Annotated in this window: 13 protein-coding genes; 9 read left to right on the forward strand and 4 right to left on the reverse strand. The window is 71.1% G+C overall.

Annotated features, from left to right (window positions below; translation table 11 throughout):
- The first annotated feature begins 25 nt into the window (after positions 1 to 25).
- Positions 26 to 892 (forward strand): thioesterase family protein, encoded by an 867-nt coding sequence (locus ACZ7L6_RS31820; RefSeq protein ID WP_471929899.1) that lies wholly within the window; start codon positions 26 to 28, stop codon positions 890 to 892.
- 667 nt (positions 893 to 1,559) lie between these two features.
- Here ACZ7L6_RS31820 and ACZ7L6_RS31825 read toward each other — a convergent pair.
- Positions 1,560 to 2,186 (reverse strand): TetR family transcriptional regulator, encoded by a 627-nt coding sequence (locus ACZ7L6_RS31825; RefSeq protein WP_471929901.1) that lies wholly within the window; start codon positions 2,184 to 2,186, stop codon positions 1,560 to 1,562.
- Positions 2,187 to 2,331: 145 nt separating this feature from the next.
- On the opposite strand from ACZ7L6_RS31825, the gene ACZ7L6_RS31830 reads away from it, so the two are divergent.
- The 3 genes from ACZ7L6_RS31830 (at position 2,332) to ACZ7L6_RS31840 (ending at position 4,196) form a co-directional block, all read left to right on the forward strand.
- A complete protein-coding gene (locus ACZ7L6_RS31830) occupies positions 2,332 to 2,484 on the forward strand; it encodes a hypothetical protein (protein WP_471929903.1) in 153 nt (50 codons plus the stop codon).
- 43 nt (positions 2,485 to 2,527) lie between these two features.
- A complete protein-coding gene (locus ACZ7L6_RS31835; RefSeq protein ID WP_471929905.1) occupies positions 2,528 to 2,806 on the forward strand; it encodes a DUF4190 domain-containing protein in 279 nt (92 codons plus the stop codon).
- Positions 2,807 to 3,020: 214 nt separating this feature from the next.
- Positions 3,021 to 4,196: a cysteine desulfurase family protein gene (locus ACZ7L6_RS31840; protein ID WP_471930200.1), complete on the forward strand. Its 1,176-nt coding sequence runs from the start codon at positions 3,021 to 3,023 to the stop codon at positions 4,194 to 4,196.
- 16 nt (positions 4,197 to 4,212) lie between these two features.
- Here ACZ7L6_RS31840 and ACZ7L6_RS31845 read toward each other — a convergent pair whose 3' ends face one another.
- On the reverse strand, positions 4,213 to 4,878 hold the full coding sequence (locus ACZ7L6_RS31845) for an N-acetylmuramoyl-L-alanine amidase (protein ID WP_471929907.1): 666 nt from the start codon (positions 4,876 to 4,878) through the stop codon (positions 4,213 to 4,215).
- Positions 4,879 to 4,938: 60 nt separating this feature from the next.
- Between ACZ7L6_RS31845 and mnmA the strand changes: the two genes are divergently transcribed.
- Positions 4,939 to 6,069 (forward strand): tRNA 2-thiouridine(34) synthase MnmA, encoded by a 1,131-nt coding sequence (gene mnmA / locus ACZ7L6_RS31850; protein ID WP_471929909.1) that lies wholly within the window; start codon positions 4,939 to 4,941, stop codon positions 6,067 to 6,069.
- An 81-nt stretch (positions 6,070 to 6,150) separates the two neighbouring features.
- On the opposite strand, the gene ACZ7L6_RS31855 is transcribed toward mnmA, so the two are convergent.
- Positions 6,151 to 6,930, reverse strand: coding sequence for an alpha/beta fold hydrolase (locus tag ACZ7L6_RS31855; RefSeq protein ID WP_471929911.1), 780 nt, complete (start codon positions 6,928 to 6,930; stop codon positions 6,151 to 6,153).
- A gap of 37 nt (positions 6,931 to 6,967) precedes the next feature.
- Positions 6,968 to 7,291: a DUF427 domain-containing protein gene (locus ACZ7L6_RS31860; RefSeq protein WP_471929913.1), complete on the reverse strand. Its 324-nt coding sequence runs from the start codon at positions 7,289 to 7,291 to the stop codon at positions 6,968 to 6,970.
- A gap of 50 nt (positions 7,292 to 7,341) precedes the next feature.
- Between ACZ7L6_RS31860 and ACZ7L6_RS31865 the strand changes: the two genes are divergently transcribed.
- The 4 genes from ACZ7L6_RS31865 to ligA all read left to right on the forward strand — a co-directional run bounded on the left by ACZ7L6_RS31865 (position 7,342) and on the right by ligA (position 12,084).
- Positions 7,342 to 7,881 (forward strand): LOG family protein, encoded by a 540-nt coding sequence (locus ACZ7L6_RS31865; protein ID WP_471929915.1) that lies wholly within the window; start codon positions 7,342 to 7,344, stop codon positions 7,879 to 7,881.
- A 97-nt stretch (positions 7,882 to 7,978) separates the two neighbouring features.
- Entirely contained in the window at positions 7,979 to 8,677 is a 699-nt protein-coding gene (locus ACZ7L6_RS31870) for an SDR family oxidoreductase (protein ID WP_471929917.1), read from the forward strand.
- Positions 8,678 to 8,871: 194 nt separating this feature from the next.
- Positions 8,872 to 9,873, forward strand: a complete 1,002-nt coding sequence (locus ACZ7L6_RS31875; RefSeq protein ID WP_471929919.1) for a methionine synthase — start codon at positions 8,872 to 8,874, stop codon at positions 9,871 to 9,873.
- Positions 9,874 to 9,888: 15 nt separating this feature from the next.
- Positions 9,889 to 12,084: an NAD-dependent DNA ligase LigA gene (gene ligA / locus ACZ7L6_RS31880; RefSeq protein WP_471929921.1), complete on the forward strand. Its 2,196-nt coding sequence runs from the start codon at positions 9,889 to 9,891 to the stop codon at positions 12,082 to 12,084.
- Positions 12,085 to 12,098 lie beyond the last annotated feature (14 nt).

A 12,098-nucleotide genomic window follows, 5' to 3' on the forward strand; every position in this document is an offset into this window, starting at 1 on the left:
TAGTTGGCTGTTGTACGGTTCATCCATGCCAGAAGCAGCTTCCGCACCGACGGCCCTGCGGGCCACCGTCGGCGACAGCGAGTTCGACCGCGACACCGCGCTCACCCGGCGCGAACCCGGCGTCTACGACATCGACCTCTCGGCCGGCTGGACCATCATCAGCGCCGTCAACGGCGGCTATCTGCTGGCTGTCCTGGGCCGCGCCCTCGCGGACGCCCTCCCGCACGGTGACCCGTTCACCATCTCCGCGCACTACCTGACCGCCTCCCAGCCGGGCCCCGCGGTCGTCCGCACGGACGTGGTACGCACGGGGCGGACGCTGTCGACCGGCCAGGCCTCGCTCTTCCAGTACGACGAGCAGGGCCACGAGGTCGAACGGATCCGTGTCCTCGCGTCCTACGGCGACCTGGACTCCCTCCCCGACGATGTCCGCACGACGGCGAAGCCGCCCGCGATCCCGCCGATGGACCAGTGCTTCGGCCCCGAGGACGGTCCCGCCCCCGTCTCCGGCAGCTCGGCCATCGCCGACCGGCTGATGCTGAAGCTGGACCCGTCGACGCTGGGCTGGGCGCTCGGGCAGCCGAGCGGCAAGGGCGAGATGCGGGCCTGGTTCGGCCTCGCGGACGGCCGCGATCCCGACCCCCTCTCCCTGCTGCTGGCGGTCGACGCGCTGCCTCCGACGGCTTTCGAGATCGGCATCTCCGGCTGGGTCCCGACAGTGGAGCTGACCGTGCATGTGCGGTGCCGACCGGCGCCGGGGCCGCTGCGGGTGTCCATCACCACGCGGAACCTCGCCGGTGGCTTCCTGGAGGAGGACGCCGAGGTCTGGGACAGCGCGGACCGGCTGGTGGCGCAGTCGAGGCAGCTGGCGCGGGTGAGGCTCGGGGCCTGAAGTGGCCGCTTCTGTCACGGCCTTGTACCAGCGAGTAGGGCGAGACTCCGAGGAAACGCGCAGGTCAGCCGGATCTCTTTAGGTGCGCTTTGCTCCCGGCACAGGCCTCGTACAGCACGGCCTCAAGGAAGCCCCAGGCGCGGTTGGTTGAGTTCCCAGCCCCAGGACTTCCTCATCTTCCTTGGAGCTGTTTCTCATGAAGCGTGCGCGTCTCCTCCCCGCGGTGGCCCTGCTGGCGCTCTCGCCCCTGGCCCTGGTGGCCTGCGGCTCCGGCGACTCGTCGTCGACCTCGAACAGCGGCAACTCCGGTCAGCAGTCATCGTCGTCGTGCCGGCCGCCGAGCGGTGCTCGGTCGGGGCCCCGAGCGGCGCCCCGTCGGGCGCCCCGACCGCCCAGCCGTCCGGTGCGCCCTCGGGGGCGCCGAGTGGTGCGCCCAGCGGCGGTCAGGGTGGTGGCGGCCAGGGTGGCCCCGGTGGCGGGCAGGGCGGTGGCTGTGGCGGTCCGGGCGGGGGTCAGGGTGGTGGGGCGGCTCCCAGCGGTGCGCCGAGTGGTGCGCCGAGCGCGGCTGCTACGGCGACCAAGAGCTGACGCGGCACGCCGTACGACGCCGTACGACAGGGGCGGCACTCCCGGTGGACGGGGGTGCCGCCCCTCGTCGTGCCGACGCTCAGTCCAGCCAGTGCTCGCGGCCGATGCTGATCAGCCGCATCTGACGGGTGGCGACCTGGGCGACGCGCCGCCGTTCCTCTTCCGGTGCGTCCAGGGCGTCCAGGAACAGGGAGGCCGTCATCAGCATCTGGTCGACGTAGAGGTTGGCGAGCATGAGGAGGTCGTCGTCGTTCCAGCCTTCGGACACCGGGTCCTTGGTGAGCGCGACCTTCACTTCGTCGGCGAAGCGGGCCAGTTGGTCCTGGATCGCCTCCCGTACCGACTGCACCCCGCCGTGCCGTTCGCGGGCGATGAAGCGGACGTGGGCCGGATGGGTCGCGACATGCTGGGCGATCAACCCGACGGCGCGCTCTATGCGTTGGTCGGCCTCGCCGGCCGAGGAGACGATCGAGCGGATCATCGGGTGCAGGCTGCCGAGCGCCTCCTCGACGAGGGCGACGCCGAGGTCGGCGGTGGAGCGGAAGTGCCGGTAGAAGGCCGTCGGGGCGACGCCGACCTCGCGGGTGACCTCACGCAGCCCCAGACTGCTCAGGCTCTGCTCCTCCAGCAGGCCCAACGCCGCGTCCAGGAGCGCCTGCCGGGTCTTCTGTTTCTGGGCCTGCCGGATGCCGAGGGTGTGACTCATGCCATGCAGTTAACAACTGTTCTCTGGAATTGAAAAGCCGTAGGGCGCGCTAGACTTGGAGTCAGTGAACAAGTGTTACTACAACTGTTCACCGAAACGTAACGAGTGAGATCGACGCAAGAGATCTCGGAGGGGGATCCATCCCATGCTGTTCCTCGTCGCAGCACTTCTGCTGCTGGGCGTGCTGCTGGGTGCCGTGGCTCACGCGCCGCTCGGCTTCACCGCCGTCGCCGCTGCCGTGATCGCCGTCTGGCTGGCCGTCTTCGCCGCCCGCGAGCGTCACGCGCGCCGCCACTGACTCCGTCCACCGGTCCGTACCGACCCTTCAGGAGCTGACACCCATGCAACTCACCGCACCGGCCACCGGTCGCCCCGGCACCCGCACGCGCACCCGCGATGCCGACGGCATGGCCGTGGCGTCCTTCATCCTCGGCCTCCTCGGCCTCCTCGTCTTCAACCTCTTCCTCGGCCCGACCGCCATCGTCCTTGCGGCGGCGTCCCTCTGGCGCGGCACGAACCGCAGGGGCAGGGCACTCCTCGGCATGGGCCTGGGCGTCGCCGACCTGGTCGTCCTGCTGACGCTCATGCAGGTGGACAACACGCTGTCGTGGAGCTTCTAGACGCTGCCTGAGCCGACGGCGAACGGCCAGGGGCGAGCCGTTACCGCCGCGGGCAGTCGTTCCGCAGGGTGATGGGGGAGCGTGGACGCGGTCTGCACCGCGGGGCGCGTCGCCATCGACCTCCAGGGCAACGCAGGTAAGGCGTGCTGCCTCGCAGCGGCGGGGAACCTTGACACGAGCCCCCTTACCGGCGCCCCTTAGAATCATGGCCACCATGGCTTACCTCGACCACGCCGCGACCACCCCGATGCTTCCGGAGGCGGCAGAGGCGCTGACCGCCCAGCTGAGCGTCACGGGCAACGCCTCCTCCCTCCACGCATCCGGCCGCCGCGCACGGCGCACCGTCGAGGAGGCCCGCGAAACCCTCGCGGAAGCGCTCGGCGCCCGCCCCAGCGAGGTCGTCTTCACCTCCGGCGGCACCGAGGCCGACAACCTCGCGGTGAAGGGCCTGTACTGGTCCCGCCGCGACGCCGACCCGGCAGGCACCCGCACCCGCGTCCTCGCCAGCCCCGTCGAGCACCACGCCGTCCTCGACGCCGTCCACTGGCTCGCCGAGCACGAGGGCGCCACGGTCGAGTACCTCCCGGTCGACTCCTACGGCCGCGTCCACCCGGACGCCCTGCGCGAGGCCATCGCCCGCAACCCCCACGACGTCGCCCTGGCCACCGTCATGTGGGCCAACAACGAGATCGGCACGGTCATGCCGATCCGCGAACTGGCCGACGCGGCAAGGGAGTTCGACGTCCCCCTGCACGCCGACGCCGTCCAGGCCTTCGGTCAGGTCCCCGTCGACTTCGCCGCCTCCGGCCTCGCCGCGATGACCGTCTCCGGCCACAAGATCGGCGGCCCCTACGGCATCGGCGCCCTGATCCTCGGCCGCGAGTACACCCCCGTACCCGTCCTGCACGGCGGCGGCCAGGAGCGCCACGTCCGCTCCGGCACCCTCGACGTCCCCGCGATCGCCTCCTTCGCGGTCGCCGGCCGCCTCGCCGCCGAACAGCGCGAATGGTTCGCGAGCGAGATCGGCGCCCTGCGCGACGCCTTGGTCGAGTCGGTCCGTACGGCCGTCCCGGACGCGATCCTCGGCGGCGACCCGGCACCCGGCGGCCGCCTCCCGGCCAACGCGCACTTCACCTTCCCGGGCTGCGAGGGCGACTCCCTGCTGCTCCTCCTGGACGCCCAGGGCATCGAGTGCTCCACCGGCTCCGCCTGCACCGCGGGCGTCGCACAGCCCAGCCACGTCCTCCTGGCCACCGGCACCGACCCCGACCTGGCCCGCGGCACCCTCCGCTTCTCCCTCGGCCACACTTCCACGGAGGCCGACGTCGAGGCGGTCGCCAAGGCGATCGGCCCGGCGGTGGAACGGGCACGGGCGGCAGGGCTCACCTAGGACAGGTCCCGGGCCGCTACGCCGGCGCCGTACGCGCCGCCCGCACCAGCTTCATGTACCGGTCCCAGTCCCAGTGCTTCCCGGGGTCCGTGTGGTCGGTCCCCGGCACCTCCACATGCCCGATGATGTGCTCGCGGTCGACGGGGATGTCGTAGCGCGCGCATATCCGGGCCGTGAGCCGCGCCGACGCCTCGTACATCTCGTCCGTGAGGTCCTGCGGACGGTCCACGAAGCCCTCGTGCTCGATGCCGACGCTGCGCTCGTTGTAGTCGCGGTTGCCCGCGTGGTACGCCACGTCCAGCTCGCGGATCATCTGCGTGATGTGGCCGTCCTTACGCACGATGTAGTGCGCGGCCGCCCCGTGCTCCGGGTCCTGGAAGACCTTCACCGCGCTGTCGAAGCTGCCCTGGGTGACATGGATGATCACCATGTCTATGCCGTAGTCGTCGGGACGGTCCGCCCGTCTCCAGTTCGCGTCCGACGCCGCCACCCACCGCGCGCCCGCGTAGTCGACCTCGCCCTCCTTGCGCGGCTTCTCCACGCCGGGCACCCGCCACCACAGGCGCGCCAGCTCGTCGCGGGCCAGCACGGCCGAGCCCGCCGCGGCCGCCGTCCCACCGATCAGCAACGCGCGACGCCCGACCTTCCGGTCGCCGTCCTTCGGAGCCTTCCGCTGTCCCATGTGATCGTCAACGCATACTCGCGGGCCCTGGTTCCCACGTCCCCGTACCCTGGAAGGGTTATGACTCACACCGCGCAGCCCTCCCGCCCCCTCCGCGTCCTCGCCGCCATGTCCGGCGGGGTCGACTCCGCCGTCGCCGCCGCCCGCGCGGCCGAAGCGGGCCACGACGTGACCGGCGTCCACCTAGCGCTCTCCGCGAACCCTCAATCCTTCCGCACGGGCGCGCGGGGCTGTTGCACCATCGAGGACTCCCGCGACGCCCGCCGTGCCGCGGACGTCATCGGCATCCCGTTCTACGTGTGGGACCTCGCCGACCGCTTCCGCGAGGACGTGGTCGAGGACTTCATCGCCGAGTACGAGGCCGGCCGCACGCCCAACCCGTGCCTGCGCTGCAACGAGAAGATCAAGTTCGCCGCCCTGCTCGACAAGGCCCTGGCCCTCGGTTTCGACGCGGTCTGCACCGGCCACTACGCCAAGGTCGCCCTGAACGACGACGGCACCCGCGAGCTGCACCGCGCCTCCGACATGGCCAAGGACCAGTCGTACGTCCTCGGCGTGCTGGACGAGAAGCAGCTGGCGCACGCGATGTTCCCGCTCGGCGACACGGTGACGACGAAGGACGAGATCCGCGCCGAGGCCGAGCGCAGGGGCCTCGCGGTGGCGAAGAAGCCCGACTCGCACGACATCTGCTTCATCGCCGACGGCGACACCCAGGGCTTCCTCGCGAACCGCCTGGGCAAGGCGGAGGGCGACATCGTCGACGAGTCCGGCGCCAAGCTCGGCACTCACGAGGGCGCGTACGGCTTCACCATCGGCCAGCGCAAGGGCCTGCGCATCGGCACCCCGGCCGCCGACGGCAAGCCGCGCTACGTCCTCGACATCTCGCCGGTGAACAACACGGTGACGGTCGGCCCGGCGTCCGCCCTGGACGTCACCGCCCTCACCGCCATCAAGCCCCGCTGGTGCGGCGCCGCCCCGACCGGCCCCGGCACCTACACCGCCCAGCTGCGCGCCCACGGCGGCGAGACCGAGGTGACCGCCGAACTCATCGACGGCTCCCTGGAGGTCACGTTCACCGAGCCGGTCCGGGGCGTGGCCCCCGGCCAGGCGATCGTCCTGTACGACGGCACGCGCGTGGTGGGCTCGGCGACGATCGCTTCGACGGTGCGGGCGACGCCCTCGACCGTCTGAGACGGCCCGGAAGTTCCCGCGTGAGGGCACGCGCGTGTGCTCCCCCGTGGCACACGCGCGTGCCCGGCCCGGTCGCCCCGATCAGCCCCCGAAGAACTCCACCAGCACCGGCCCGAGGACGTCCGGCTCCACCATGTGGGTCTGCCCTTCCAGGCTTCGGTACGTCCCTTCCGGCACGGCTTCCGCGATCGCCCGCGCCGCCTCGCGCATCCACGCGGGGCTCGCGCCACCCGCCACGGCCAGCACCGGGGCCGTGATCGAGGCCAGGCGTTCCCGGGGCACCTGACCGTCGCCCATCACCGCGTCGTCGTAGGCGAGACTGGGCGCGATCGACTCCATGCCGGGCCACATGGGGGAGTGGCGGGCGCCCTGGATCATCTCCTCGGCCATCCCGGTCAGCCGCAGGAACAGCTCGACCGCGTCCCCGCGACGGCCCTGCCCGAGCGCCTCGGTCAGCCGCTCGGTGTACTCGGCGCGCTCCTTCGCGCCGCCCTCGTAGACGGCGAACGGCACCTCGTACACCGCGACCTGACGCACCGGCAGCCCGCTCGCCGCCGCCTCCAGCACCAGCGCGCCGCCCGACGAGACGCCGCACAGCGCCGCCTCGCCGCCCACCGCCTCGATCAGCGCGGCGAGGTCCTCGACCTCCCGCTCCACCGCGTACGGCGCCGTGTCACCGCTCTCGCCACGCCCCCGGCGGTCGTACACGACGACCCGGAAGCGGTCCGACAGGGGAACGGCCAGCGGCGCCACCGTGCCCCCGGTGGACATCGCGCCGCTCACGAGGATCACCGCCGGACCCCGACCGGTGCTCTCGTACGAGATGGAGGTGCCGTCGCGCGAAATGGTCTTCTTGTCCATGCCTGTGGAGACTGCCGTACGGCACCGGGCTAATCGCTTACGACACTTCGACTTCGTAGAAGCAGAGGTGGTCCTTGATCTCGGCCACGTCCGGCTTCGGGTCCGGGTACGCCCAGACGAGGTCCGCCGCGTCCGGCAGCGACCAGTAGGAGGCCGTTCCCTTGAACGGGCAGTACGTGTGCGTGTCGGAGGGCGTCAGCAGGTCCAGTCGTACGTCCTCGGCCGGGATGTAGTACCGCACGGGACAGCCCGTCTCCCGCAGCACGAGCGGCCGCTCGCTCTCCGCCAGGACCTGGTCGCCGTGGACGACCCGTACGCGCTGGGTGCCCTGCTCGATCGTGATCGTGTGTCCGTCAGCCATACCCGAAGAGCGTTCGCGGGCCCCCGGTTCTTCCCGCGTACGGTGGCTCCATGCGAATCTGCGTCTTCCTCTCCGCCGCCGACCTCGACGACCGTTACACCCGCCCCGCGCGCGAGTTCGCGAAACTGCTGGGCAAGGGCGGACACACACTCGTGTGGGGCGGCTCCGACGTCGGGCTGATGAAGGTCGTCGCCGACGGGGTGCAGGAGGCGGGCGGGCGGCTCGTCGGGGTCTCCGTCGAGTTCCTGGCCGCCAAGGTCCGCCCGGGCGTCGACGAGATGGTGATCGCGAAGGACCTCGCCGAGCGCAAGAAGCTGCTCCTGGAGAAGGCCGACGCCGTGGTGATCATGGTCGGCGGCACGGGCACTTTGGACGAGGCGACGGAGATCCTGGAACTGAAGAAGCACGGCCACACGGACAAGCCGGTGGTCCTGCTCAACACCGCGGGCTTCTACGACGGCCTGAAGGAGCAGTTCCGCCGCATGGAGGACGAGGGCTTCCTGCCCCGCCCGCTGACCGACCTGGTGTTCTTCGCGGAGGAGCCGGTGGGGGCGCTGGCGTACCTGGAGGAGAGCCGCGGAGTGGAGTGAGCAGGGGGTGGCGTGAGCCCGGGAGCGGCTGAGCAGGGAGTGGCGTAACCGGGAGCGGGTGAGCCGGGGAGCGGAGTGGCCTAGCACTGATGCGAGCATGACGGGCATGGCTACTCATGTGATCACCGGAGCGGGTTCCGGCATCGGCGCGGCCGTCGCGCGCCGCCTGCACGCGCGCGGGGACGATCTCGTCCTCCACGCGCGCGACGCGGGCCGTGCGAAGGAGCTGGCGGCGGCGTTCCCCGGCGCGAAGACGCTGGTCGGCGACCTGGCGGACCCGGACAAGCTGTCCTGGGCCTTCTCGCACCAGTCACTCCCGGACCGGGTCGACTCCCTGCTCCACATCGCCGGGGTCGTGGACCTCGGCCCGGTGGGCGACCTGACCCCGAAGTCCTGGCGGCACCAGCTCAACGTCAACCTGATCTCGCCGGCCGAACTGACCCGCCACTTCCTGCCCCAACTCCGCGCCACCCGCGGCCACGTGGTCTTCGTGAACTCGGGCGCCGGCCTCAACGCCCACGCCGACTGGTCCGCGTACGCCGCCTCCAAGCACGGCCTCAAGGCCCTCGCGGACTCCCTGCGCCACGAGGAACACGCCAACGGCATCCGCGTCACCTCCGTCTACCCCGGCCGCACGGCCAGCCCCATGCAGGCCAAGGTCCACCAGCAGGAGGGCAAGGAGTACGACGCCTCGAAGTGGATCGACCCGGAGTCGGTGGCCACGACGATCCTGATGGCGATCGACCTCCCCAGGGACGCGGAGGTCAACGACCTGACGGTGCGGCCGGGGAGGTGACGGCAGGGAAGTGACGGCACTCTCGCAGCGCCGCTCCCGGCATCCCAGCGCGTCCGGCATTTGAGGACGAGGCCCTTTCGGGGCCGACGGGGGTCCAGGGGGCGGAGCCCCCTGGCGGGGTGGAAGGGGCGGAGTCCCTTCAGGATGGGACGGTAGGGGCGGCGGGGGCGAAAACCATACGTAGGCTTCACCACGTGAACGACAACCCCACCTTCGCCCCCGCCACCGGCATCGGTTCCATGCCCGGCGGCGACGCCCGCGAGGCCGCCAAGACCGTCACCGGTTCCTTCGAGGACTTCCCGTTCCTCGCCGAGCTGCCCGCGCGCGGCCCCGGCGCGGACATGATCGGGCGGACCGCCGGGATGCTCGTCGAGCTGTACGCGCGCGTGGAGCCCAGCGGATGGCGAATCGGGGACCGGCCGGGCCGGGACACCAAGCGGGCGCGGTCGTGGCTGGGGGAGGACCTCGACGCGCTGGAGGAGTTCACGCAGGGGTACGAGGGGATGGTGAAGGTCCAGGCCGTGGGGCCGTGGACCCTCGCCGCCGCGCTGGAGCTGAAGAACGGCGAGGCCGCCCTCTCCGACGCCGGCGCCTGCCGCGACCTCGCCGCCTCGCTCGCCGAAGGGCTGCGCCAGCACCTCACGGAGGTCCGGCGCCGCATCCCAGGCGCCCAACTCGTCCTCCAACTCGACGAGCCCTCCCTCATCGCCGTACTGCGCGGCCAGGTCAAGACGGCCAGCGGCTACCGCACCCACCGGGCCGTGGACCGGCAGATCGTCGAGGCCACGCTCCGGGACGTCGTCGGGGTTCACGGCGACGGCCCCGTCGTGGTCCACTCGTGCGCACCGGACGTCCCGTTCGCCCTGCTGCGCCGGGCGGGCGCGGCGGCGATCTCCTTCGACTTCTCCCTCCTCACCGAGCGTGACGACGACGCGATCGGCGAGGTGGTGGAAGCGGGGACCCGGCTCTTCGCAGGTGTCGTCCCGGGCACGGACGGCCCATTGTCAGACCCTGCCGGTAGCGTCATGGGTGTCAGGACGCTGTGGCGCAGGCTGGGGCTGTCACCGGGGCTTCTCGCGGAGGCGGTCACTCTCACGCCGTCGTGCGGACTCGCGGGGGCCTCCCCGCAGTACGCGCGCAAGGTTCTCGCCCACTGCGTCCGGGCGGCGAGATCCCTCGCTGACAACCCAGAGTAACGGGAGGACAACACGGTGGCCGGCGACAAGCAAGCGGAGACGACGGCGGTGCCCGCCGAGGCCCGCGAGAAGCACGCGCAGCTGGCGGAGCAGGTCGAGGAGCACCGCTTCCGGTACTACGTGAAGGACGCTCCCGTCATCAGCGACGCGGAGTTCGACAAGCTGCTCAAGACGCTGGAGGCGCTGGAGGCGGAGTACCCCGAGCTGCGCACCCCGGACTCGCCGACGCAGAAGGTCGCGGGGTCGTACGAGACGGAGTTCACGGCGGTCGAGCACCGCCAGAGGATGCTGTCGCTCGACAACACCTTCAACGACGACGAACTCGCCGCCTGGGCCGACCGTATCGCGAGGGAACTGGGCGACCTGGAGTACCACTTTCTGTGCGAGCTGAAGGTCGACGGCCTCGCCGTCAACCTCACCTACGAAAAGGGCCGCCTCACGCGCGCGGCCACCCGGGGTGACGGCCGCACCGGTGAGGACATCACCCCGAACGTCCGCACGATCGCGGAGATCCCGGACCGCCTCACGGGCGACCAGGTCCCCGACCTGGTGGAGATCCGCGGCGAGGTCTACTTCCCGATGGAGAAGTTCCTCGAACTCAATGAGCGCCTGGTCGCCGCGGGCGACAAGCCCTTCGCCAACCCGCGCAACGCCGCTGCCGGTTCGCTGCGCCAGAAGGACCCCCGCGTCACCGCCACCCGCCCCCTGCACATGGTCGTGCACGGCATCGGCGCACTGGAGGGCTTCACCGGCCTGACCCGCCTCTCCCAGGCCTACGACCTCCTCAAGACCTGGGGCCTGCCCACCTCACGGCACAACCAGGTGGTCGAGGACCTCGACGGCGTACGGCAGTTCATCGCCCACTACGGCGAGAACCGCCACTCCGTCGAGCACGAGATCGACGGAGTCGTCGTCAAGCTCGACGAGATCCGCCTCCAGGGCCGTCTCGGCTCCACCGCGCGCGCACCGCGCTGGGCGATCGCGTACAAGTACGCGCCGGAAGAGGTCAACACCAAGCTCATCGACATCAAGGTGGGCGTCGGCCGCACCGGCCGCGTCACGCCCTACGCCCAGGTCGAGCCGGTCACGGTCGCGGGCAGCGAGGTCGAGTTCGCCACCTTGCACAACCAGGAGGTCGTCAAGGCCAAGGGCGTGCTCATCGGTGACACCGTGGTGATCCGCAAGGCCGGTGACGTCATCCCGGAGATCCTCGGCCCCGTCGTCGACCTGCGTGACGGCAGCGAGCGGGAGTTCGTGATGCCGAGCGAGTGCCCCGAGTGCGGGACCCCGCTGCGGCCCATGAAGGAGGGCGACATCGACCTCCGCTGCCCCAACGCGCGTACGTGCCCCGCCCAGTTGCGGGAGCGTGTCTCCTACCTCGCGGGTCGCGAGTGCCTGGACATCGAGCACTTCGGCGGGGTGGCCGCCGCCGCGCTCACCCGCCCGCTGGAGCCGGCCGACCCGCCGCTGGTCGACGAGGGTGACCTCTTCGACCTGACGGTGGAGAAGCTGCTGCCCATCAAGGCCTATGTCCTCGACCCGGACAGCGGCCTGCCCAAGCGGGACCCGAAGACGGGCGAGGAGAAGGTCGTCACGGTCTTCGCCAACCAGAAGGGCGAGCCGAAGAAGAACACCCTCGCGCTGCTGGAGAACATCGAGGCGGCCAAGCAGCGCCCGCTCTCGCGGTTCCTCAACGGGCTGTCCATCCGGCACGTCGGGCCGGTGGCGGCCCAGGCCCTCGCGCGCGAGTTCCGCTCGATCGACCGCATCGAACAGGCCACCCAGGAGGAGTTGGCGACCACCGACGGTGTCGGTCCCATCATCGCCGCCGCGCTCAAGGAGTGGTTCGCCGAGGACTGGCACCGCGAGATCGTTCGCAAGTGGAAGGCCGCCGGTGTTCCGCTCGAGGACCAGTCGACCGGCGAGGCCGAAGGCCCCCGCCCGCTGGAAGGGCTTACCGTCGTCGTCACCGGAACGCTGGAGCACTTCACCCGCGACGGCGCCAAGGAGGCACTGCAGAGTCGCGGAGCGAAGGTGACCGGATCCGTTTCGAAGAAGACGTCTTTTGTCGTCGTAGGTGACAGCCCGGGGTCGAAGTACGACAAGGCCATGCAGCTCAAGGTGCCTGTCCTGAACGAGGACGGCTTCAATGTCCTGCTGGAGCAGGGGCCCGACGCGGCGGCCGAAGTTGCCCTTCCGACAGAGGAGTAGTGGTTGAAGGCCAC

This window comes from Streptomyces sp. NPDC107522 (assembly GCF_055657525.1).